The sequence below is a fragment of the Kribbella sp. NPDC004875 genome, from assembly GCF_042873375.1.
Classification (GTDB): Bacteria; Actinomycetota; Actinomycetes; order Propionibacteriales; family Kribbellaceae; genus Kribbella.
Genome location: NZ_JBIALI010000001.1, coordinates 1856134 through 1876950 on the forward strand (window position 1 = coordinate 1856134; position 20817 = coordinate 1876950).

Sequence of the window (20817 nt, forward strand, 5' to 3'; positions counted from 1 at the left end):
GCCCCGTCGAGTGGTTCGTCAACCCTATGAGGCCCAGAGGTCCGTTCGCAGACACACAGAGTGTCGTTCAGAAGGTCTTGCTCCACAGATTGATCGCGTAGTCGACCTCGGAGCCCTGGTGCGAGGCGAGGATCCGGCGGGCGTCCTTCGGCGTGAACTCGATCTTCACCACGGCCTCGAGATCGGCCCGGGACTCGAACCGCCAGCCCATGTCCAGTGGCGTCCGGTGCCAGCCCCGGTCGGTCCAGAACCGCTCCACCTCGGGCGCCTTGATCATCGGGTACGACGTCCGGAACCACTCCCCGAACGTCGACCGGCTGCCGTCGTTGTCGATCACGAACGCGGTCCCGCCGTGCCGCATCACCCGGTCCAGCTCGGCCAGACCGGGCTCACAACCCGGGCCGAAGAAGTACGCCCAGCGGGCATGCATCACGTCGATCGACGCGTCCGGCACCGGCAGGCGTTGCGCCGTACCCTGGCGTACTTCGACGTTCGGCAACGCGCGGGTACGGCGTCGTGCGGCCTCGGCCAATGCGCCGTGCGGTTCGACGCCGATCACCCGTCCGGCGGTCGCGGCGAACGTCGGCAGGTGGAAGCCGGTCCCGCAGCCGATGTCGAGGACCGTCGCTCCGGCCCAGTCCCGGATCGCCCGCATGGCCGGCTCGATCACGCCGTCCGGGTCGACCGCCCGGTTCTCGATCTCGTACACCTTCGGGTGGTGCCAGATGTTCGGGCTCGGAATCCCACCCTCGGCGATACTCACCCGCTAAACCCTAGTGTCCACCTGTTTGGTGGTAGCGGCGAGCAGGGCGGCCGGGACGAGCAGGATGCCGCAGAAGACCGCCAGCCAGTGGAAGCCGAGGGTGGCGAGCACCGGGCCGGCAGCAGTGCCCGAAAGGGAAGCCAGGACGCCCATGGTGAGGTCGGACAGGCCCTGGGCGGACGTGCGGATGCCGTCCGGGACGGAGCGCGACAGCAGCGTCGAGCCGGCGACCAGACAGGCCGACCACCCGAGGCCGAGCGTGAACAGAGCGAGGCCGGTGAGCGCGTGGGCGTCGTCGGGAGCGAGCGCGGCCAGAGTCATCGCGACGGCGAGGACGCCGAGACCGATGCCGATCGTGGGGATGCGGCCGACCCGGTCGGCCAGCCAGCCGGTCACCGGGGACAGCGCGTACATCCCGGCGACGTGCCCGCTGATGACGAACCCGACGATGGTCAGTGAGGCGCCGTGGTGCCGCAGGTGCACCGAGGTCATCGACATCACGCCGACCATCACGGCGTGCGCGGTCGCGATGGCCAGCAGACCGAGGCGGGCGTGCGGGATGCTCATCACCAGCCGGAACGTCTGGGCGAGCGGCTGGCGCTCCACCCGCTCCGGCCGGACCTGGCTGCGCATTCCCACCCACACGGTCGCGGAGCTCAGCCCGAAGGCGATCACCGAGAACACGTACGGCCCCGCCAGCGCCAGGATGCCGAGCGATGCCCCGACCGAGCCGCCGACGCCGGTCAGGTTCGGGCCGACGATGACGCCGATGGTGGTCGCCCAGACGACCACGGCCAGGGAACGGGCGACCCGGCTCGGTTCGGCGCCGTCGGTCGCGGCGTACCGCGACTGCAGGTTGGAGGCCGAGCCACTGCCGAACAGGCAACCGGCCAGCAGGAGCAGGGGCAGCGAGCCGACCTGCGCGGCGACGATCGTCAGCACTGCACCGACACAGGCGATCAGATAGCCGGTCGCCAGCGAGATCCGTCGGCCACGCGACCGCGCCAGACCCGCCAGCGGTACGGCGAGTGCGGCCGCACCCAGCGTGGTCGAGGTAGCCACCAGCCCGGCCAGCGACGTGGACCCGGACACGTTCTCCGCGAGCAGCGCGGCGACCGCGAAACCACTCGCTGTCGCGACGCCGCCGAGTGCGTTGCTCGCCACCAGCACCCGCAGGGTCGACCGCTGCCGCTCGCTTGTCACGGGCAAACCCTCTCATGAACCTGACAGCGAAGGTAGATCGATTGTTTGTGCTCGGCATCATGGGTTCTGCGCAGTTCCGGGCGGATATAGGATCGTCCTGACATAATTCGACCCGCGCTTCCCTGGAGTCCGGATGTCCGACATCGCGATCGTCCCTGCCCCGCGAGAACTCACCGTCGCCGAGGGGCGGTGGATCACCGCCGACCCGGTCGGGGAGGCCGTCCGGGACGTGGTCGAGAACCTCGACGCGACCGAGTACCGCATCGACATCACCGCCGACGGTGCCCGGCTGACGGCCGGTTCCGAGGATGCGCTGCGGCATGCGGAGTCGACGTACGCGCAGCTGGTCGAGGCCGCCGAGCCGGCTGGTGACGAGGGGGGCGGGGAGGTCGCCGTACCGCTGGCGCGGATCGCGGACGCGCCGCGGTTCGCCTGGCGCGGGATGATGCTGGACGTCGCGCGCCACTTCATGCCGAAGGACTTCGTCCTCAAGATCATCGACGTGCTCGCGCTGCACCGGCTGAACGTGCTGCACTTCCACCTCACCGACGACCAGGGCTGGCGGGTCGAGATCGAGGCCTACCCGAAGCTCACCGAGATCGGTGCGTGGCGGGCCGAGACCATGGTCGGCAAGATGTCGCACGGCCAGACCGAGTTCACGTACGACGGCACACGGCACGGCGGGTTCTACACCAAGGCCGACCTGCGCGAGATCGTCGCGTACGCCGCTGAGCGCGGGATCACCGTCGTACCGGAGATCGATCTGCCCGGCCACATGCAGGCCGCGATCGCGGCGTACCCGGAGCTGGGGAACCACCCGGATCAGCAGCTGACCGTCCGGCAGTACTGGGGCATCAGCGACGACGTGCTGAACGTGAACGACGCGACGGTCGAGTTCGTGAAGACCGTGCTGCGTGAGGTGCTGGAGATCTTCCCGAGCGAGTACATCCACCTCGGCGGCGACGAGTGCCCGTCGGTGCAGTGGGCCGAGTCGGAGGTGGCGCAGAAGCGGCAGGCCGAGCTCGGACTGGACGAGCCGGGACAGCTGCAGGGCTGGTTCACCGCGCAGGTCGCGGAGGTGCTCGCCGAGGAAGGCCGCCGGCTGGTCGGCTGGGACGAGATGGTCGAGACCGACTGCCCGAAGGACGCGGTCATCATGGCCTGGCGGAGCGCCGAGCGTGGCGAGGTCGCGGCGAAGGCCGGTCACCAGGTCGTGATGGCGCCGTGCGAGTCGGTGTACTTCGACTACTACCAGGGCGACCCGAAGACCGAGCCACTGGCGATCGGCGGCGACATCCCGCTGGAGAAGGTCTACGACTTCGAGGTGATCCCCGCGGCGCTGACCGACGAGGAGCAGGCACTCATCATCGGAACGCAGTGCCAGATCTGGACCGAGTACATGGAAGGCCCCGAGCAGGTCGGCTACATGCTGCTCCCGCGCCTGTCCGCCTTCGCCGAACGCGCCTGGGGCTCCCCGAAGATCTCGTACGACGAGTTCGTCACCCGCCTCCGCCCCCACCTCACCCGCATCGAGAACCTCGGCGTCACCTACCGCCCCCTCGACTAAACCACCGCCCCCACCGCCCCCACCAACGCCCCCGCACGCCTGGGGACAGCCCGACCTTGTGCACCGAGTCCGCGCCGTGGGTGCGTGCGGATGCGGATTCGGTGCACAAGGTCGATCGGGCCGCCCGGGGGTTGGTGCGGCTGTCGCCGAGCGGGGTGGACGAGGGGGGCCGCGGGGGCGACGATGGGCCGAGTCTGTGGGACCGTTCGGGAGCGGAGGCGCGGATGACCGCCGTAGGGCCGCTGGATGCGATGTTTCTCGGCGGGGAGAGCCGGGAGCAGCCGATGCATGTCGGTGGGCTGATGTTGTTCGAGCTTCCCGAAGGGGCCGGGCGGGATCACGTGTTCCCGGATCGCTCGCGGGACTTCGTGTCCCGGCTGTTCGAGGACCTGGTCGCGGGGCCCGAGGTGAACCCGCTGTTCGCGCGCCGGGTCCGCAACCGGCCGGTCGACCTCGGGTACTGGTCCTGGGAACAGGACGACGACATCGACCTCGAGTACCACGTCCGGCTGTCCGCACTGCCGCGCCCCGGCCGGTACCGCGAACTGTTCGAGCTCACCAGCCGGCTGCACGGCACCCTCCTGGACCGGCACCGCCCGCTCTGGGAGATGCACCTGATCGAGGGTGTCGAGGGCCGCCGGTTCGCGATCTACAGCAAGATCCACCACTCGATGATCGACGGCGTGACCGCGCTCCGCTGGATGCAGGACACGCTCACCACCGACCCGGACCGCACCGGAATGCCGGCCACCTACGCGTTACCACCGAAGGCCACCGAGCCGCGTCCGGGCGCCGGGTGGCTGCCGTCGATGACGCGGATCCCCGGCGGCGCGATCCAGACCCTCGCGGATCTCGCCGGGCTGCCGCTCGCCGGTCTGCAGAGCCTGCTGCATTCGACCCTCCCGTTCCAGGCCCCGAAGACGATTTTCAATCAGGGGGTCACCGGGGCCCGGCGGTTCGCGGCGCAGTCCTGGCCGATCGAGCGGCTCGAGAAGGTTCGCGCGATCACCGGCGCGACGCTGAACGACGTCCTGCTGGCGATGTGCTCAGGGGCCCTGCGCAACTATCTGATCGAGCTGGATGCCCTTCCGGGCAAGGCGTTGACGGCGATGGTTCCGGTGTCGTTGCGCGGGCGCGACGACGCGCCGGGCGGCGGCAACTCACTGTCCACCCTGATCGCCGACCTCGCCACCGACCAGGCCGATCCCGAGCGCCGGATCCGCCGCATCATGGCGTCGACCGCACAGGCCAAGAGCGTGCTGTCCGGGCTCAGCCCGCTGCAGAACCTGATCGTCGGTGCGCTCGGTTTCGGCGTGGCGGGACCGGCCGCGGTGCTGCCCGGAGTGGCGGGCCGGACGACACCGCCGTACAACGTGGTGATCTCGAACGTGCCGGGTCCGGCCGAGAGTCCGCTGTACTGGAACCGGTCGCGGCTGCTCGGGATGTACCCGGCGAGCATCGTGCTCAACGGGCAGGCGCTGAACATCAGCGTGACCAGCTACGACCAGCAGCTGCACTTCGGGCTGATCGGCTGCCGCCGGACCGTCCCGCACCTGCAACGCATGCTCGGCCACCTCGAGGCGTCACTCACCGACCTCGAGAACATCCACTAGAGCCGAACAATCCCGTTCGGCGTGGAGAACACCGCGGCGACCAGGCCGGGCTGGCCGTTCGGGCCGACCCAGGCGACGTCGAGGTCGTCGAGAAGGTGATCGGCGGGGTGGCCGATCCAGTCGGTGACCCGGACCGGGTCGCCGGCGATCTCCAGTGCGGTCAGCTTGACGTCCTTGCCGCCGATCGACGGGTGCTCGGCGAGGTCGTCCCAGTGCACGAAGAACGGCAGCTGCGGATCCGCGATCAGACCCTTCACGCCGATCTGCCGCCAGGTCAGATTCACGCCGTCCGGCCGGTGCCGGTTGCCCGGGACCGACTGCCGGCCGAGGCGCTTCTCCATCGCGGGCATGTCGCCGATGGCCACCACCCAGCCGAGCCAGCCGCCGCCGAGCTCCTTCCGGGCGCGGACGGCCTGGCCGAACGGGGCCTTGTCCGAGGCCGGGTGGTCCAGGACGTCGACGACCTCGATGTACCGGTCGTTGTCCAGCGGCAGGATGTGGTTCACGGTGCCGAACCGCGGGTGCACCCCACCGTCCACGAACTCCGCACCGAGCAGCGCGGACAACCGCTCGACCGTGGCCCGGTAACCGTCCGGCCCGGCGGCGTACGACAGATGATCCAGACGCATGTCAGTCATTCTTGCCCCCCGCGCCGGCAGCCGGCACACAAGGGGTGTGTCGCGGCTACTTCGACGCCGGGTGCGGCAGCAGCGGACGAGGCGCCGCGAGGTGCTGACGGCACAGGTCCGCGAGCACGTCGTACGCCTTCAGGCCCATCAGGGTCTGCAGTTCCACCTTGCTGGACTCGAAGACCGGCTCGACGGCGATGTGCGCCTCGGTGTTCCCGGTGCAGTACCAGTCCAGGTCGTGCCCACCCGGGCCCCAGCCACGCCGGTCGTACTCACCGATCCCGACCTCGGTGTACGACGTCCCGTCCGGCCGCTCGACCTCGCGGAACGTCCGGCGGATCGGGAGCTGCCAGCACACGTCCGGCTTGGTCTCGACGAAGTGCACGCCGCGCTTGAGGGCCAGGCCGTGCAGCGCGCAGCCGGCGCCGCCGCTGAACCCCGGGCGGTTCAGGAAGATGCAGGCACCTTCCCAGACCCGGGTCTTGCGCTCGCCCTCGTCGTCGGTCTCCACCCAGCCGTTGGCCCGGCCTTCCTTGCGGAACTGCCAGTCCTCCTTGCCGAGCTCCTTGGCGTACTTCTTCACCCGCTTCTCGTCGTCGGCGTCGGAGAAGTGCGCGCCGAGCGTGCAGCAGCCGTCGTTCGGACGGCCCTTGTAGATCCCCTGGCAGCCGCCGCCGAAGATGCAGCTCCAGTTGGAGGTCAGCCAGGTCAGGTCGCAGCGGAAGACCTGGTCGGGGTCTTCCGGATCGATGAACTCGACCCAGGCGCGGGGAAAATCGAGAGAAACCTCAGGCACCTGGAAAGCGTACGCGCCCGAGCCGTACATCCGTGAACGAAGACTCCGGAGCGCGCCGCTACTCCTGCCGTCCAGTAGCGTGAGGGTATGCGGCTCGGCGTACTCGACGTGGGATCCAACACCGTCCACCTGCTCGTGGTGGACGCGCATCGCGGTGCCGCGCCCTACCCGGCGTACTCGCACAAGACCGAGCTGCGGCTCGCCGAGCACCTCGACAAGGACGGCAAGATCCAGCAGTCCGGCTCCGACGGGCTGGTGGCCTTCATCAAGGAAGCGACCGTGCTGGCCGAGGACAAGGGCTGCCAGTCGGTGCTGGCGTTCGCGACCTCCGCGCTGCGCGAGGCGCCGAACGGCGACAAGGTGCTGGACCGGGTCCGGACCGAGACCGAGATCGATCTGCAGGTGCTGAGCGGCGAGGACGAGGCCCGGCTGACGTTCCTCGCGGTCCGCCGGTGGTTCGGCTGGTCCTCCGGCCGGCTGGCGGTCTTCGACATAGGAGGCGGCTCGCTGGAGATCGCGGCCGGGTCCGACGAGGAGCCGACGGTCGCGGTCTCGGTGCCGCTCGGGGCCGGTCGGTTGACCCGGGAGGGCCTGACCGCGGATCCGCCGGACAAGGACGAGGTACGGGCGCTGCGCAAGCGGGTCCGGATGGAGATGGCGGCCGTCGCGGGTGGCGTACTGCGCGCGGGCCGGCCGCAGCGCGCTGTCGCGACCAGCAAGACGTTCCGCTCGCTGGCCCGGATCACCGGTGCGGCCCCGTCCGACCAGGGCCCGTACGTACCCCGTGCGCTGGATCGCGAAGACCTGGACGAGTGGATGCCGAAGCTGACCAAGATGTCGGCCGCCGAGCGGGCCGAGCTGCCCGGGGTGTCGGCCGGGCGGGCGTCCCAGCTGCTCGCGGGCGCGATCGTCGCGGACGCCGTACTCGACCTGTTCAACCTGCCGGCGCTCGAGGTCTGCCCGTGGGCGCTGCGCGAAGGTGTCATCCTGTCCCGGCTCGACCAGCTACAACCCCGGTGACCGAATGAATCCCCGCACGACCGCGAAGATCGGCCTGTCCACAGCCTCCGTCTATCCCGAGTCCACCGCCAGCGGCTTCGAGCTCGCTGCCCGGCTCGGGTACGACGGTGTCGAGGTGATGATCGGGATCGATCCGCTGAGTACCCAGATCGACGCGATCCAGCGGCTGATCGACTACCACCAGCTGCCGGTGCTCGCGATCCACGCGCCCACCCTGCTGATCATGCAGCGGGTCTGGGGGACGGACCCGTGGAGCAAGCTCGAACGTAGCGCCGAAGCCGCGAAGGAGCTCGGCGCCGACGTGGTCGTCGTCCACCCGCCGTTCCGCTGGCAGCGCGACTATGCGCGCGGGTTCGTCGAGGGGATCGCCCGGCTGGAGGAAGAGACCGGTGTGACGCTGGCGGTCGAGAACATGTACCCGTGGCGCGCCCCCGGCCGGGACCTGCAGGCGTACGCGCCGAGCTGGGACCCGACCGAGCAGACCTACGCGCACACCACGCTCGACCTGTCGCACGCCTCCACCGCCGAGCAGGACTGTGTCGAGCTGGCCGCGACGATGGGCAAGAGCCTCACCCATGTGCACCTGACCGACGGCACCGGCTCGGCGAAGGACGAGCACCTGGTCCCGGGCCGCGGTACGCAGCGCGCCGCCGACCTGCTGACCGGCCTGGCGAACCAGAACTTCCGCGGCCACATCATCATCGAGATCAACACCCGCCGGGCGGCCAGCCGGTCCGAGCGCGAGGTCGACCTGGTCGAGTCGCTGGAGTTCACCCGCAAACACTTCGTCAAGACCAGCTCCCGCCGGACACCGTTCGCGGTCACCCCGGAGGGCGAGATCTCGGAGCTGACTCCGTGACAGCCCCCCGGGCGTCCCGCCGTACGCCGGGACGTCGCCCCGGCGGACCGGACACCCGGGGAGAGATCCTCACGGCCGCCCGGGAATCCTTTGCGGACAAGGGATTCGCGGCCACCTCGCTGCGGGCGGTCGCGCGCCAGGCCGGCGTCGACGCGGCGCTGGTGCACCACTACTTCGGCGGCAAGGACGAGCTGTTCATCGAGGCGATGGCGATCCCGGTCGACCCGCGGCAGATCGCCGCACAGATCGTCGGCGGGCCACGCGAGGAGATCGGCCGGCGGATCGCGACCGCGTTCCTCGGGGTCTGGGAGACGCCGGACGGGCAGCAGCGGATGAAGGCGCTGTTCCGCAGCGTGGTGAGCAGCGAGGAGGTGGCCCGGATGATGCGTGAGGGCATCACCCAGATGATCATCCAGCCGGTCTCCCAGATGCTCGACGGACCCGATGCGCAGTTGCGGGTCGGTCTGGTCGCTACCCAGTTGGTCGGGGCCGCGGTCGTCCGGTACCTGGTCGAGCTCGAGCCGGTCGCGTCGCTCGACGTCGAGACGCTGATCGACCGGTTGGCGCCTGTCCTCCAACAGCACCTGACCGGCTGATGCAGATCCCGACCGACGGCGAGATCCGCGTCCTGCACAAGGACCATGCGCCGAGCCGGTCCGCGTTCGAACTCGTCTACGAGCACTGTCGGTTGGTGTGCTCGGTGGCCGAGCAGTTCTTCGCCGGTCTGGACATCGACACCGACCTGGTCCGCGTGGGTGCGTTGCTGCACGACATCGGCGTCTACCGGCTGGAGTCGACGGCGTACGTCCGGCACGGTGTGCTCGGGCACGAGTTGCTGGCGTCGCTCGGGTTCCCCGTCGAGCTCTGCCGGTTCGCGTCCTGTCACACGGGCGTCGGGATCACGCGCGACGACGTCGTACGGCAGTCGCTGCCGATCCCGGTCGGCGACTACGTACCGCGGACGCCGGAGGAGGAGCTGGTCATGTACGCCGACAAGTTCCACAGCAAGCGCACTCCGCCGGTCTTCCTCTCCGGGGACACTTACGCGACAGAGGTCGCCCGGTTCGGCGCGGACAAGGTACGGCGGTTCGGTGCCTTGCGGGCGCGGTACGGCGATCCCGCGCTCGGCGATCTGAGTGCCGCGACCGGGTACGCCGTGATCTGACGGGCTGTTGCCAGGGGACGAGGTCCGCGCTAAATTCATCATATGATGAAAAATGCGGTGAGCTGCCGTGCCGTCGTCGTGGTGCGCGGCGACCGGGAGGTCCTGCACGGCGTCGACTTCGATCTCCACGCCGGGACGGTGACCGGCCTGCTCGGTCCGTCCGGCTGCGGCAAGACCACCTTGATCCGTGCGATCGCCGGGTTGCAGGCCCGGGTGACCGGCGACATCTCGGTCCTCGGGTCGCCGGCCGGCGCGCCGGCGCTGCGCGGGCGGATCGGGTACGTGACCCAGGAGCCCAGCGTGTACGGCGACCTGACCGTGATCGAGAACCTGCGCTTCTTCGCCTCGGTGCTCGGCGTCGCGGCCTCCGATGTGGGGCGGGTGATCGAAGCTGTCGATCTGGCGAGTCACGCCGACGCGCGCGTCGACCATCTGTCCGGCGGGCAGCGTTCCCGCGCTTCGCTGGCGGCCGCGCTGCTCGGCGACCCCGAGCTGTTGGTGTTGGATGAGCCAACGGTTGGTCTCGATCCGGTGCTGCGCCGCGACCTCTGGAACCTGTTCCACCAGCTCGCCGACGCCGGCGCGACGCTGCTCGTCTCGAGTCACGTGATGGACGAGGCCTCGCGATGCGACCGTCTGCTGTTGATGCGGGACGGCGAGTTGCTGGCCGACGACACACCGGACGCGCTGCTCGCGTCGGCCGGGACGACCGACATCGAGCAGGCGTTCCTCACTCTGATCGAACGGAAGGCTGGTGCGCGATGACACCACGCGTGACGTTGGCTGTTGCGGCCCGGGTGCTCAACCAGTTGCGGCGGGACCACCGGACGGTCGCGATGCTCATCATCCTGCCGGCCGCACTGATCAGCCTGATGTGGTGGATGTTCCACGACTCACCGGCGACGTTCGACCGCATCGGCGGGCCGCTGCTGGCAGTGTTCCCGGCGATCATCATGTTCATCGTCACCTCGGTCGCGACGCTGCGCGAGCGGTCCAGCGGCACGCTGTCCCGGCTGTTCACGATGCCGATGGCGAAGCTCGACTTCCTGCTCGGCTACGCGCTGGCCTTCGCGGTGATCGCGATCGTCCAGGCGCTGGTCGTGGTGTCGATCTCGCTGTACGCCCTCGACCTGGACATCCGCGGCGCCGCCTGGCAGCTGGGCGTGGTCGCGGTTCTCGACGGCGTCCTCGGCTCGACGCTCGGCCTGTTCGCGAGCGCCTTCGCGTCGACCGAGTTCCAGGCCGTGCAGATGATGCCGGCGGTGATGATCCCGCAACTCCTGCTCTGCGGTCTGCTCGTTCCGCGCGACCGGCTTCCCACGGTGCTGCACGCGATCAGCGACGTACTGCCGTTGTCCTACGCGGTCGACGCCGTCACCGGGGTTGCCAAGGGCAACGGTTTCACGAGCGGCACGGGCGGCGACGCGCTGGTCGTCGCCGGGTTCATCGTCGCGGCGCTCGGGCTGGGCGCGGCGACCCTCAAGCGGCGTACCGCCTGAGGGTCGCCCGCGGTCACTCGAAGACCTTGACGACCTTTCCGTTCTTGTCGTACGCCGCGACCTTCGGGAACTCCTTCAGCTTGTACTTCGACTGGGTGTACCAGGTGTAGGCGAACCAGCCGCCCTGTCCGACCGGGACCTGATAGACCGGTCCCTTCCCGATCCGCAGCCGGACCGTGTGGCCTGCCTTGGACTCCACACGGCCCCAGCCGGTCGACGACCACGTCGTACAGATCCCGCCCGTGCAGCCGCCGCCACCACCGCCGCCGGTGTACATGTCTGCCCGAGCCGACTTGTCGGCGGGGTCGAGCACCGGGTCGTCTCCGCCGAGGTTGGTCAGCGTCGCGAACGTCGTGGTCGGCTGGAGCGTGCCCCGGTCGCTCCTCGGCGCGAACAGCAGGCACGAGACGACCTTGTGCCCGGACGGGGAGATCGCGACCACGACCGCCTGCGCGATGGCCTTCGACTCGTCGGAGGCCACCACCTGCCAGCCGGTGAGGTCGATCCAGGCCGCCACCGAGCAGTTCCGCAGCTTGTCCGGCATGCTCTTCGGCAGCGGATCCTTCGCCGCGGCCGCGACCAGCGCCGCCGACGGCTTGTCGCCACCGGGCACGATGCACTGGGCGAACTTCTCGCCGTTCTTGATCTCGTACATCACCAGGTGACCCGACCGCATCGTGCTGCCTCCCTGCAGCGCCCGTTTCTCGTTCGGGTACTTCAGGGCGCAGCGGCGTGCCGCCTCGTCCTTCGAGATCCGCTGGTCGGCGGACGCCTCACCGCGGGGGACACCCGGCACCGGGCCGAAGTCCGGGTTCGCCGCCGGGTTGCCGGCGACGCCCACCTGCTCGTTCGCGGACGTCAGGTTCGGCAGCAGGCTCGCGGTGATCGCGATCGCGGCGACACCGGCAACCGCTCCACCCGCGCCGAAGAGCTTGCGGCGGCGCCGGCCACGGCGGCCGCGTTCGAGGAGCTGGGCGGTGTCGAAGTGCTCCTCCGTCCCGGAGTCGGCCAGCCGGCGGAGCTCGGCGCTGACCTCACGTACGTCTTCCATCTCGTTCTCCTTCACAGCACCTGGCTCGCACGCCGTCGGTCGATGGCTCGTCGGAGAGTGTCGAGACCCCGCGCCGCCTGACTCTTCACGGTGCCTTCCGAGCAGCCGAGGATCTCCGCGGTCTGCTCGACGGACAGGTCCTCGTAGTACCGCAGCACCACGCAGGCCCGCTGCCGCGGACCGAGCGACCGGAGCGCCTCCAGTACTTCGTCCCGCTCGGCGTGACCGTTGGCGAAGTCGTCGAGATCGACCTGATCCGGTACGTCGGCGATCGCCACCTCCCGCCGCCACGGCCGCCGCCGCCCGTCGTACGCCGCGTTCACGACGATCCGCCGCGCGTAGGCGAACGGGTTCCCGACCCGGCGTACCTTCGGCCACGCCAGGTACAGCTTGTACAGCGCGTCCTGGACGACGTCGTCAGCCCGATGCCGGTCGCCCACCACCAGAAACGCCGTCCGCCGCAAAGCCTCCCCGGCCTCCTCGACGAACTCGACGAACTCCCGGTCCCGCTCCGCCATCGGCCCCTCCACTCTCCATCTCCCCCTCAAGACGAAAAGCCCAGCACCCCAGGTTGCACCCACCCCAGGTCCACCCCCGCTCCAGCCCGCCCGGCCCCTCGGCGCACGGTGGTCCAGCCCGCGCGGTCCTACGCCCGGCTCCTGCGTCCGAGCTACGCGCCGTACTCCGCTCCAGCACGTTTGAGGGGGTACCCCCGCAAGTGGCCGGTTGCCCCCTGGGATTCAGAGGGGGCAACCGGCCAGCTGAGGGGTTGCCCCCTGAGATGGAGGGTTGCGTCTGCTGTGGTGAGCGAGGCCGGCGGTTCAGATCCGACGGCCGAAGGCGTCGAGCACGCGGGTCAGAACGGGAGCCGATCCCCGGCCCGCCCGAGCAACGCGATCCCCAAGTCGTTTCCCACCACTGCCGCCCCCAGCACGTTTGAGGGGGCGCCCCCGCGAGTGGTGGGTTGCCCCCTGGGATTTCGAGGGGGCAACCCACCGGGTGCGGGGGCGGCCCCTCAGATGAGCTCGGAGCCGTGTGGGCTACAAACCGCTACCCCGCGAGGTGGGCGACGTTGTGCCAGGCGGGGTCTGGTTCGACGGTGAGGGTTACTTTGCCGTGGGGCCAGCCGGTGGTGGCGGCTTGGAGTTGGGCGTCGGCGGGGGTGGTGCCGTCGGTGTAGTAGTGCAGGATGCGGGTGCCGGCCGAGGTCTCGTGGGCGAGGAGGTTGCCGGAGCCGCCGAGGCGGTCCGTGAGGTGGTCCTCGAAGGCGCGGAGTTCGTCGAGCATCTCGGATTCGGGGAGGCCGTCCTCGCGCACCATCGGGTAGCGGATGGACACCGCGACGTGGGTGTCGAGGTGCGGGCGCCGGATCGAGCGCAGCGGGTACTCCGCGGTCGCGATCACCCGTTGACCGTCGCGCGTGCCCTCGAGCATCTTCCACGCGGGGCTGCCGTCCTCGAGCGTGTGCTCGGCCGCGAACCCCGCCACCACCGGCAGCAGCTCACCAATGGGTACGGCGTCCGCGGGCACCGCCGCCAGCGGGTCGATGGCTCCGACCCACGTCTCCACCATCTCCTCGCCCAGCACCAGGTCGAGGATCAGGAACGTCACCCGCCGCCGCGTGTCCACCGACAGCGACTCGAAGACCGGGTGGTGTATGCCGACGTGAACCGAGGCCGAGTCGGGTTCGATGGACACGACGGACTCGTCGATCGCGACCGGCGGCAGCCCGTCGAACTGGATCGTCACCGCGGGACCCGGGCGGCGCAGGTCGGCGTACTCCCAGATCTGGTCCGAGGGTGGGGCGGCGCGTAGCCAGCGGCGGGCGACGGCGCGTTGTGCGGGGTTGCCGGCGGCGGTGACGATCAGCACGTGTTCGGCGTGCAGACCGGGGCCGAGTTCCCACTCCAGGTCCGGGTGGATCCGGGCGATCCGCTCGTTCAGCTCCACATTGGCGTCGGCGGGCTGCCGCTGGGCGACGGCGTCCGCGAGCGTCGCGGCGCCGGTGGTGGACCACCAGGACCAGAACGCGCCGATCGGGTCGGCGTCCACCACGATCCGCTTGCGACGCTTGAAGATGGGCATGACCGCATCCTCTAACAACCAGGGGTGCGACCATCGCACCCCGTGAGCGAACCAGTGACCGGGCTGGTGTGGTCCCGGCCACAGGATTAGGAGCGCCTGGTTCAGGCGCGTAACCTGCTGACACCACTGGCAAATGGGTGGGTTGATGAGGAGGAACACGTAGTGCTTCGGCGAGTCCTGCTGGGCATGTCCCGCAGCCCCCAGATCAAGAAGGCCGTGTCGTCGCTGCCGGTGTCCAGCGGCATCGTGGCGCGGTTCGTGGCCGGTGAGACCGCTCCGGAGGCCGTTCTGGCCACCGAGAAGCTGGTCAGCAACGGGCTGAACGTGACGCTCGACCACCTCGGTGAGGACGTCACCGACCTGGCCGCGGCGACCGCGACCGCCGACGCGTACCTCGACCTGCTGAAGAAGCTCGCCGCGGCCGGCCTGACGAAGAACGCCGAGGTCTCCGTGAAGCTCTCGGCCGTCGGGCAGGCGCTCCCGGGTGACGGCGAGAAGATCGCGCTGGAGAACGCGCGGACCATCTGCCTGGCGGCCCGCAACGCCGGTACGACGGTGACCCTCGACATGGAGGACCACACCACCACCGACTCGACGCTCGGGATCCTGCGCGAGCTGCGCCAGGACTTCCCGGAGACCGGTGCGGTGCTGCAGGCGTACCTTCGCCGTACCGAGGCCGACTGCCGCGACCTCGCGCACGCCGGTTCCCGGGTGCGGCTCTGCAAAGGCGCGTACAAGGAGCCGGAGTCGGTCGCGTTCCAGGACAAGCGCCAGGTCGACAAGGCGTACGTCCGGGCGATGAAGATCCTGATGAACGGCGCCGGCTACCCGATGATCGCGTCGCACGACCCGCGGCTGATCTCGATCGCGGGCGCGCTCGCGGACCGCGCGAACCGGCAGCCGGGCAGCTACGAGTACCAGATGCTGTACGGCATCCGCCCCGAGGAGCAGCTCCGGCTGTCCGGCCTCGGTCACACGATGCGCGTCTACATCCCGTACGGCGAGGACTGGTACGGCTATCTCGTACGCCGCCTCGCCGAGCGTCCCGCCAACCTGCAGTTCTTCGCGCGCTCGCTGATCAGCAAGAAGTAGTCACTCGCACGGCCAGCCGTAGTCGGTGCCGTACCACTTGCTCCAGGCTCCCCAGCTCCGGGTCACGCCGTCCTTCAGTTCGTACATCCGGAACCGGACGCACTTGCCTTCCACGTGGTCGTAGTTGCAGTAACCCCAGCCCTCGGCCGACGGGAGCGCCTGGCAGTACCGGTTCTTGCCGTAGTTCGTCTGCACCTGTGTCACCGCGGCCCAGCCGTTGGTCAACCCGTCGAAGACCCATTGGTTGTCGCCGACCCACTTGAAGCAGGTCGATCCGATCGAGTACCCGGCGAACCGGCAGGTGTCGTAGTCCGGTGCACCGGAGGCCTTCGTCGCCTTCAGCGGACTGGTCTCGGTCGCGTCGGCGGCGACGTCGTCGGTGTCGGTATCGGCGTCCGACTCGTCCGCGGCGACGATGCCGCTGGTCGCGGGCGGCTGGGCAGCGGTGGCTTCGGTCAGTCCGGCGGCGAGCGGGAGCAGACCGACGGCGAGAGCGAGGGCTTGGCGAAGGCGCATGGGCGGATCCTTCTCGGTCCGAAGGGGCGGGGAGGAGAGCCTATGTCCCGGTTGGTGGGCAGCGGGACCAGGATCTGAGCAGTTCGTCAGTAGTCTGTGGGCATGAGTGCAAAGGTGGCCGTCCTCGGGGCCGGAGTGATGGGGGAGACGTTGTTGTCCGGGCTGATTCGGGCCGGGTGGCGACCGGAGGACCTCCTGATCACGGAGCGCCGGGAGGAGCGGGCCGTCGAGCTGCGCGAGCGGTACGGCGTCGACGTGGTGTCCAACCTGGACGCGGCGAAGCGGGCGGACACCCTCGTCCTGGTGGTGAAACCGCAGGACATGCCGGACCTGCTGGCGGAGATCGCGCCGGCCGTGCAGCCGACCCAGACCGTGGTCTCGCTGGCCGCCGGGATCACCACCGGCTTCGTCGAGTCGCGGCTGCCCGAGGGCGTCGCCGTCGTCCGGGTGATGCCGAACACGCCTGCCCTGGTGGACGAGGGGATGGCCGCGATCTCGCGTGGCGCGCACTGCGACGAGAGCCACCTCGAGCTCGCCGAGAGTCTGCTGGCAGCCACCGGTCGGGTCATCCGCGTGCCGGAGAAGCAGCAGGACGCGGTGACCGCGATCTCCGGCTCCGGACCGGCGTACCTGTTCTTCGTCGTGGAGGCGATGATCGAGGCCGGCGTGCACATGGGCCTGCCGCGCGCTACGGCGAGCGATCTCGTCGTCCAGACCGTCGTCGGTTCGGCGAAGCTGCTGCGCGAGACCGGCGAACACCCGACGGTACTGCGGGAGCGCGTCACGTCCCCCGGCGGTACGACGGCCGCCGCCGTCCGCGAACTCGAGGACCACAAGGTCCGCGCCGCCTTCCTCTCCGCGATCGAAGCCGCTCGCAACCGGTCACGAGACCTGGCCGCCGAGTAACACCTCTCTCACAGCTGGCGTTAAGGTAAAGCCCCAGGTTTCCCGCCATCTTCGAGGGATGATTCCGCCGATGGGTAAAGGTTCGGTCGGGCCGGACACCGCGCCTGCGCAGCAGCAGGAGATGCCGCAGCAGGAGCCGCCCCAGCACGAGGTGCCGCAGCTGCCGTGGCGGGTGCCGCTGGATCCCGCGCCGTGGTGGGCGTGGACGCTGTTCGTGCTGCCGTTCGTCGCCGTGCCCGCGTTGAACTCGTGGCTGTGGATGGGCGCCCGCGACATGCTCGCGGTCGGTCTGCTGACGATCATCGGCGCGTCGGTCGTGCGTGTCGCCGGCGGCGTCGTGCTGTACCGGGTCGACCTGTTCCCGAGCGGCCTGAAGGCGCGCACCAGCATGCTGGTCCGCAGCCTCGCCTGGCAGGACGTCGGCAAGCTGGAGATCGGCGACGACAACGTCGTGCTCACCCGCGGCCCGGACGAGCACGAGATCAACGGCATCCCGCGCGGCCGCGCCGCCGAGGTCGCCGCGGTGATGGAGGTACTGCGCGAGCGGTCCCTGTCCGCCCCGGTCCAGCGGCACCGCCCGCGCCCCGGCATCGGCACCCTGTTCGTGCTGCTGTACGTCGTCCTGTCGATCGGTGCCTTCCTGCTCCGCTGGCACATCGTCATCTGAGCCCACCGAGCCCTCACTGGGCCGCACTGGGCTGATCGGCGGCATCTCGAAGAAGGCGCTCACCCAAACCCTCCGCCGCTTGCAGACCAACGGTCTGGTCGCCCGCACCGACCACGGCGGCGTCCCGTCCCGCGTCGAGTACGAGTTGACCGCCCGCGGCCGCGCCCTGATGGGGCCGATCCGGTTGCGCACGGAGTGGGCGGAGGAGGACGGGGACGCGGTGCTCGCGGCGCAGGAGGGAGGATGACCGTATGGACTTCTCTTTGTGGCCCGCGGCATCCAGGAGCTGGACGGACGTGCTCGAAGGAGCGGAGTACGCCGAACGCACCGGATGGCACGGTGTCTGGATCGCTGATCACTTCATGCAGAACGGGGACGACCTGTCCGTTCCCGTCAACGAATGCCTCGCGCTGATCGCCGGCATCGTCGCGCGCACCGAGCGCGTCCGGGTCGGGTCGATGGTGCTCGGCAACACCTACCGGCATCCGGCCGTGGTCGCGAACCAGGCCGCGACGATCGACCAGATGGCGAACGGACGGTTCGTGCTCGGGATCGGCGCCGGCTGGCAGGTCAACGAGCACGAGGTGTACGGCATCGAGCTCCCGCCGGTGCGGGAGCGCCTGGCGCGGTTCGAGGAAGCCTGCCAGGTGATCACCGGCCTGCTCACCCAGGACCGGACCACCTTCGACGGCAAGTACTACCAGCTCACCGGCGCGCCCTGTGAGCCCAAGCCGGCCAAGCTCCCGATCCTGATCGGCGCCGCCGGCGAGAAGGTTGCCCTCGGCATCGTCGCGCGGTACGCCGACGAGTGGAACCACTGGGGCCGGCCGGACCTCGCCGCCCAGAAGGGTGCCGTGTTCGCCGGGCACTGCGAGAAGATCGGCCGCGACCCGGAGACGGTACGCCGGTCCGCGCAGGCGATGATCGAGGTCGTCGCACCGGGGGACACCGAGGCGATCGCCCGCAAGGAGCGGCTGGAGGCGCGCGGCGGGCACGTGATCATGGGGTCGGCGCAAGAGGTGCTCGACGTGATCGCGCGGTACCCGGCGGCCGGGATCGACGAACTGCTCGTACCGGACGCCTTCCTCGGCACCGGTCAGCGGCGCTTCGAGGCGCTCGAACGCCTCCGCGAAGAGGTTCTCGCAAAGATCTGACCGGCTACTGTCGGATCCGCCTGCCGCCGTTCGTGGGGTAGGCGAGGGCGGATCATCGGGTCCGCCAGAGGAGAAGGAGCAGGCATGACCGAGTACCTCCTGTACTTCAACCAGCAGTGGGTGGGCGACCACACGGAGGAGTGGTTCCGTGGGCGCGGACCGCTCGCACGGGCGGTGACGGAAGAGATGAAGGCTGCCGGCGTCTACGTGTTCGCCGGCGGGCTGGAGGAGGAGGACGGCCCGGTCTACAGCGCCGATCCCACCGGCGGTACGCCGATGATCACCGACGGGCCGTACATCGAGACCAAGGAGTTCCTGGGCGGGTTCGCCATCGTGGACGTGCCCGACGACGAGACCGCGAAGATGTGGGCGGGCAAGGTCGCGGAGGCCTGCGGCTGGCCCCATGAGGTCCGCCGCTTCAAGCCGCGGCCCGAGGCCAAGAGCTAGGCCTGATTCAACGACAGTGTCGCGACCACGGGCCAGTGGTCGCTCGGGACTCGCCCGTCAGGACGGAAGTGTGAGACGGCCGCGTCGGTCACGGTCCACGTCGAGGTGACGAGGATGTGGTCGATGCGGTCGTCGTCGACGGCGCCGGTGAAATCGTGCCAGCTGCCGCCGGCCTCGCTCGGTACGGCGATCCGCAGGCCCGCGTCGACGAGGGTCTTGAGCGGTGGGGAGCCGGGTGTCGCGTTCAGGTCGCCCATCACGATCCACGGCAGCGATCCGCCGGTCCAGCGCGCGATCAGCCGCGAGGACTGCAGCTGCGCGACCTCGCCGGCGTGGTCGTAGTGCGTGTTCACGACGCCGACCGTCGTACCGTCGCGGTGCCGTAGCCAGACCAGGGTCGCGACCCGGGTCAGGTCCGCGTCCCAGCCGATCGACCCCGGCGTGCCCGGGTCGTCGGACAGCCAGCGGGTCTCGAAACGGTCGATCCGCCACTCGCCCGGCCGGACCATGACGGCGGCGTGCTCGCCGGCGCTCATGCCGTCCTCCCGGCCGGCGCCGACGATCTCGTGCTTCGGGAACCGCCAGCGCAGGTACTCGAGCTGGTCGGGCAGCACTTCCTGCAGCCCGACCACGTCCGCGTCCAGGTGCTCGATCGCCGCCACCGCCGCCTTCTTCCGGACCGGCCAGGCGTTGTCGCCGTCGGGTGCGGACGAGTTGCGGATGTTGAACGTGGCGGCGCGAATCTTCATGGTGCTGATCCTGCCAAACCCATCGCCCGGGCCGCCGCCTGGAGTCGCGGTGCGCTCGCGTCGAGCGCCCGGTCGCGTCCCTGGGCGAGCAGCTTGTCGATCGCCCCGGGGTCGGTCGCCAACCGTGCGTACTCCTTCTGCAGCGGCTCGATGACGGCCAGCACCGCGTCCGCGACGTCCTGCTTCAGGGCGCCGTACGACGAGTACGCGGGCGCGAGCTGTACCGGGTCGCCGTCGGTGCACGCGGCGAGGATCTCCAGCAGGTTGGTGACGCCGGGCTTGTTCGCCTCGTCGTGCCGGACCTCGGTCCCGGAGTCGGTGACGGCCCGCATGATCTGCCGGCGGATCACGTCCGGCGGGTCCAGCAGCCGGATCGTGCCGACCGCGTCGTCGGCGTCGGACTTGCTCATCTTCGCGAGCGGGTTCGCCAGGTCCTTGACCCGGGTGGCCAGCGCCGCCTTCGCGAGCCGCGGTACGACGAACGTCTCGCCGTACTCGCGGTTGAACCGGATCGCGATGTCCCGCGCCAGCTCGACGTGCTGGTCCTGGTCACCGCCGACGGGGACCTGTTCCGCGCCGTACAGCAGGATGTCCGCGGCCATCAGGCACGGGTACGTGAACAGCGAGGCCCGCGTCATCGGCCGGCCGTTGCCCTTCTCCTTGTACTGGATCATCCGCGACAGCTCACCGACGTACGACGTGCACTCGAGCAGGTACGCGAGCTGCGCGTGCGTGGGGACGTCGGACTGGACGAAGACCGTGCCCTCGGGAACGCCGGCCGCGAGCATCAGCGTCGCGAACTCGCGGGTCAGTGCGGCGAGTCTTCGGGGATCGTGCTTGGTCGTCATCGCGTGCAGGTTCGCGACGAAGTAGAACCCGTCGGGGTCGGTGAACCGGCGCAGGGCGCCGAGATGGTTGCCGAGGGTCAGGCGACCGGACGGGGTGATGCCGGACAGCGAGGTCATGATCAGTGCCTTTCGGTGGTGTACGGAGCCCCACCGAGGCAAAGAAAAAGGCCGCCTCGGCGAGGCGGCCT

At 69.9% G+C, this 20817-nt stretch carries 24 protein-coding genes; 14 read left to right on the top strand and 10 right to left on the bottom strand.

Going from position 1 to position 20817, the window contains the following annotated elements:
- Positions 1-67: 67 nt before the first annotated feature.
- Positions 68-763 carry a class I SAM-dependent methyltransferase gene (locus ACFYRH_RS08990; RefSeq protein ID WP_387770451.1) on the bottom strand — a complete coding sequence of 232 codons (696 nt, stop codon included), beginning with the start codon at positions 761-763 and terminating at the stop codon, positions 68-70.
- A 3-nt stretch (positions 764-766) separates the two neighbouring features.
- Complete coding sequence (locus ACFYRH_RS08995; RefSeq protein WP_387770454.1) at positions 767-1966, bottom strand: MFS transporter; 1200 nt, start codon at positions 1964-1966, stop codon at positions 767-769.
- A 133-nt stretch (positions 1967-2099) separates the two neighbouring features.
- Here ACFYRH_RS08995 and ACFYRH_RS09000 point away from each other — a divergent pair, with 133 nt between their 5' ends.
- Both ACFYRH_RS09000 and ACFYRH_RS09005 read left to right on the top strand, forming a co-directional pair.
- Positions 2100-3533 (top strand): beta-N-acetylhexosaminidase, encoded by a 1434-nt coding sequence (locus tag ACFYRH_RS09000; RefSeq protein WP_387770456.1) that lies wholly within the window; start codon positions 2100-2102, stop codon positions 3531-3533.
- A gap of 224 nt (positions 3534-3757) precedes the next feature.
- Complete coding sequence (locus ACFYRH_RS09005) at positions 3758-5146, top strand: wax ester/triacylglycerol synthase family O-acyltransferase (RefSeq protein ID WP_387770459.1); 1389 nt, start codon at positions 3758-3760, stop codon at positions 5144-5146.
- On the opposite strand, the gene ACFYRH_RS09010 is transcribed toward ACFYRH_RS09005, so the two are convergent.
- Together ACFYRH_RS09010 and ACFYRH_RS09015 are read right to left on the bottom strand one after the other, a co-directional pair.
- Positions 5143-5775 (bottom strand): VOC family protein, encoded by a 633-nt coding sequence (locus ACFYRH_RS09010; RefSeq protein ID WP_387771753.1) that lies wholly within the window; start codon positions 5773-5775, stop codon positions 5143-5145. The genes ACFYRH_RS09005 and ACFYRH_RS09010 overlap by 4 nt on opposite strands.
- Positions 5776-5830: 55 nt before the next feature.
- Complete coding sequence (locus ACFYRH_RS09015; protein ID WP_387770462.1) at positions 5831-6571, bottom strand: hypothetical protein; 741 nt, start codon at positions 6569-6571, stop codon at positions 5831-5833.
- Positions 6572-6658: 87 nt separating this feature from the next.
- On the opposite strand from ACFYRH_RS09015, the gene ACFYRH_RS09020 reads away from it, so the two are divergent.
- Genes ACFYRH_RS09020 through ACFYRH_RS09045 form a run of 6 tightly spaced genes read left to right on the top strand, consistent with a single transcriptional unit; the run spans position 6659 to position 11114 of the window.
- Positions 6659-7591, top strand: coding sequence for a Ppx/GppA family phosphatase (locus tag ACFYRH_RS09020; RefSeq protein WP_387770465.1), 933 nt, complete (start codon positions 6659-6661; stop codon positions 7589-7591).
- Positions 7592-7595: 4 nt separating this feature from the next.
- Positions 7596-8450 (top strand): sugar phosphate isomerase/epimerase family protein, encoded by an 855-nt coding sequence (locus ACFYRH_RS09025; protein ID WP_387770468.1) that lies wholly within the window; start codon positions 7596-7598, stop codon positions 8448-8450.
- Positions 8447-9046 carry a TetR family transcriptional regulator gene (locus ACFYRH_RS09030; RefSeq protein ID WP_387770471.1) on the top strand — a complete coding sequence of 200 codons (600 nt, stop codon included), beginning with the start codon at positions 8447-8449 and terminating at the stop codon, positions 9044-9046. Before ACFYRH_RS09025 ends, ACFYRH_RS09030 begins: the two co-directional genes overlap by 4 nt.
- Positions 9046-9615 carry an HD domain-containing protein gene (locus ACFYRH_RS09035; protein WP_387770474.1) on the top strand — a complete coding sequence of 190 codons (570 nt, stop codon included), beginning with the start codon at positions 9046-9048 and terminating at the stop codon, positions 9613-9615. The genes ACFYRH_RS09030 and ACFYRH_RS09035 overlap by 1 nt, the downstream gene beginning before the upstream one ends.
- Positions 9616-9657: 42 nt before the next feature.
- A complete protein-coding gene (locus ACFYRH_RS09040; protein WP_387770477.1) occupies positions 9658-10380 on the top strand; it encodes an ABC transporter ATP-binding protein in 723 nt (240 codons plus the stop codon).
- Entirely contained in the window at positions 10377-11114 is a 738-nt protein-coding gene (locus tag ACFYRH_RS09045; protein WP_387770480.1) for an ABC transporter permease, read from the top strand. Before ACFYRH_RS09040 ends, ACFYRH_RS09045 begins: the two co-directional genes overlap by 4 nt.
- A gap of 13 nt (positions 11115-11127) precedes the next feature.
- Here the strand turns inward: ACFYRH_RS09045 and ACFYRH_RS09050 are convergent, their stop codons facing one another.
- The 3 genes from ACFYRH_RS09050 to ACFYRH_RS09060 form a co-directional block, all read right to left on the bottom strand.
- Positions 11128-12165, bottom strand: a complete 1038-nt coding sequence (locus ACFYRH_RS09050) for a hypothetical protein (protein ID WP_387770483.1) — start codon at positions 12163-12165, stop codon at positions 11128-11130.
- 11 nt (positions 12166-12176) lie between these two features.
- On the bottom strand, positions 12177-12683 hold the full coding sequence (locus ACFYRH_RS09055) for a SigE family RNA polymerase sigma factor (protein ID WP_387770486.1): 507 nt from the start codon (positions 12681-12683) through the stop codon (positions 12177-12179).
- A gap of 532 nt (positions 12684-13215) precedes the next feature.
- Positions 13216-14250: a DUF695 domain-containing protein gene (locus ACFYRH_RS09060; protein WP_387770489.1), complete on the bottom strand. Its 1035-nt coding sequence runs from the start codon at positions 14248-14250 to the stop codon at positions 13216-13218.
- A 162-nt stretch (positions 14251-14412) separates the two neighbouring features.
- Between ACFYRH_RS09060 and ACFYRH_RS09065 the strand changes: the two genes are divergently transcribed.
- Positions 14413-15342 (top strand): proline dehydrogenase family protein, encoded by a 930-nt coding sequence (locus ACFYRH_RS09065; protein WP_387770492.1) that lies wholly within the window; start codon positions 14413-14415, stop codon positions 15340-15342.
- Here ACFYRH_RS09065 and ACFYRH_RS09070 read toward each other — a convergent pair whose 3' ends face one another.
- Positions 15343-15858, bottom strand: a complete 516-nt coding sequence (locus tag ACFYRH_RS09070) for a hypothetical protein (RefSeq protein ID WP_387770495.1) — start codon at positions 15856-15858, stop codon at positions 15343-15345.
- Positions 15859-15960: 102 nt separating this feature from the next.
- Here ACFYRH_RS09070 and proC point away from each other — a divergent pair, with 102 nt between their 5' ends.
- The 5 genes from proC (at position 15961) to ACFYRH_RS09095 (ending at position 19032) form a co-directional block, all read left to right on the top strand.
- On the top strand, positions 15961-16764 hold the full coding sequence (gene proC / locus ACFYRH_RS09075) for a pyrroline-5-carboxylate reductase (protein WP_387770498.1): 804 nt from the start codon (positions 15961-15963) through the stop codon (positions 16762-16764).
- A gap of 70 nt (positions 16765-16834) precedes the next feature.
- Positions 16835-17431 carry a hypothetical protein gene (locus ACFYRH_RS09080; RefSeq protein WP_387770501.1) on the top strand — a complete coding sequence of 199 codons (597 nt, stop codon included), beginning with the start codon at positions 16835-16837 and terminating at the stop codon, positions 17429-17431.
- A complete protein-coding gene (locus ACFYRH_RS09085; RefSeq protein ID WP_387770504.1) occupies positions 17397-17678 on the top strand; it encodes a winged helix-turn-helix transcriptional regulator in 282 nt (93 codons plus the stop codon). Before ACFYRH_RS09080 ends, ACFYRH_RS09085 begins: the two co-directional genes overlap by 35 nt.
- A 4-nt stretch (positions 17679-17682) precedes the next feature.
- The gene (locus ACFYRH_RS09090) at positions 17683-18585 is read left to right on the top strand and encodes a TIGR03560 family F420-dependent LLM class oxidoreductase (RefSeq protein WP_387770507.1); all 903 of its coding nucleotides are present in this window, start codon (positions 17683-17685) and stop codon (positions 18583-18585) included.
- Between the two features lie 84 nt (positions 18586-18669).
- Positions 18670-19032: a YciI family protein gene (locus ACFYRH_RS09095; protein WP_387770509.1), complete on the top strand. Its 363-nt coding sequence runs from the start codon at positions 18670-18672 to the stop codon at positions 19030-19032.
- Here the strand turns inward: ACFYRH_RS09095 and ACFYRH_RS09100 are convergent.
- Positions 19029-19781 (bottom strand): endonuclease/exonuclease/phosphatase family protein, encoded by a 753-nt coding sequence (locus ACFYRH_RS09100; RefSeq protein WP_387770512.1) that lies wholly within the window; start codon positions 19779-19781, stop codon positions 19029-19031. The genes ACFYRH_RS09095 and ACFYRH_RS09100 overlap by 4 nt on opposite strands.
- Positions 19778-20746 carry a tryptophan--tRNA ligase gene (gene trpS / locus ACFYRH_RS09105; RefSeq protein ID WP_387770516.1) on the bottom strand — a complete coding sequence of 323 codons (969 nt, stop codon included), beginning with the start codon at positions 20744-20746 and terminating at the stop codon, positions 19778-19780. The genes ACFYRH_RS09100 and trpS overlap by 4 nt, the downstream gene beginning before the upstream one ends.
- Between the last annotated feature and the right edge of the window lie 71 nt (positions 20747-20817).

Coding starts and splice junctions, on each gene's coding strand:
- ACFYRH_RS09000 (WP_387770456.1), top strand. CDS start 2,100: ATGTCCGACATCGCGATCGTCCCTGCCCCGCGAGAACTCACCGTCGCC.
- ACFYRH_RS09005 (WP_387770459.1), top strand. CDS start 3,758: ATGACCGCCGTAGGGCCGCTGGATGCGATGTTTCTCGGCGGGGAGAGC.
- ACFYRH_RS09010 (WP_387771753.1), bottom strand. CDS start 5,775: ATGCGTCTGGATCATCTGTCGTACGCCGCCGGGCCGGACGGTTACCGG.
- ACFYRH_RS09020 (WP_387770465.1), top strand. CDS start 6,659: ATGCGGCTCGGCGTACTCGACGTGGGATCCAACACCGTCCACCTGCTC.
- ACFYRH_RS09025 (WP_387770468.1), top strand. CDS start 7,596: ATGAATCCCCGCACGACCGCGAAGATCGGCCTGTCCACAGCCTCCGTC.
- ACFYRH_RS09035 (WP_387770474.1), top strand. CDS start 9,046: ATGCAGATCCCGACCGACGGCGAGATCCGCGTCCTGCACAAGGACCAT.
- ACFYRH_RS09040 (WP_387770477.1), top strand. CDS start 9,658: ATGATGAAAAATGCGGTGAGCTGCCGTGCCGTCGTCGTGGTGCGCGGC.
- ACFYRH_RS09045 (WP_387770480.1), top strand. CDS start 10,377: ATGACACCACGCGTGACGTTGGCTGTTGCGGCCCGGGTGCTCAACCAG.
- ACFYRH_RS09050 (WP_387770483.1), bottom strand. CDS start 12,165: ATGGAAGACGTACGTGAGGTCAGCGCCGAGCTCCGCCGGCTGGCCGAC.
- ACFYRH_RS09055 (WP_387770486.1), bottom strand. CDS start 12,683: ATGGCGGAGCGGGACCGGGAGTTCGTCGAGTTCGTCGAGGAGGCCGGG.
- ACFYRH_RS09060 (WP_387770489.1), bottom strand. CDS start 14,250: ATGCCCATCTTCAAGCGTCGCAAGCGGATCGTGGTGGACGCCGACCCG.
- ACFYRH_RS09070 (WP_387770495.1), bottom strand. CDS start 15,858: ATGCGCCTTCGCCAAGCCCTCGCTCTCGCCGTCGGTCTGCTCCCGCTC.
- proC (WP_387770498.1), top strand. CDS start 15,961: ATGAGTGCAAAGGTGGCCGTCCTCGGGGCCGGAGTGATGGGGGAGACG.
- ACFYRH_RS09080 (WP_387770501.1), top strand. CDS start 16,835: ATGGGTAAAGGTTCGGTCGGGCCGGACACCGCGCCTGCGCAGCAGCAG.
- ACFYRH_RS09090 (WP_387770507.1), top strand. CDS start 17,683: ATGGACTTCTCTTTGTGGCCCGCGGCATCCAGGAGCTGGACGGACGTG.
- ACFYRH_RS09095 (WP_387770509.1), top strand. CDS start 18,670: ATGACCGAGTACCTCCTGTACTTCAACCAGCAGTGGGTGGGCGACCAC.
- ACFYRH_RS09100 (WP_387770512.1), bottom strand. CDS start 19,781: ATGAAGATTCGCGCCGCCACGTTCAACATCCGCAACTCGTCCGCACCC.
- trpS (WP_387770516.1), bottom strand. CDS start 20,746: ATGACCTCGCTGTCCGGCATCACCCCGTCCGGTCGCCTGACCCTCGGC.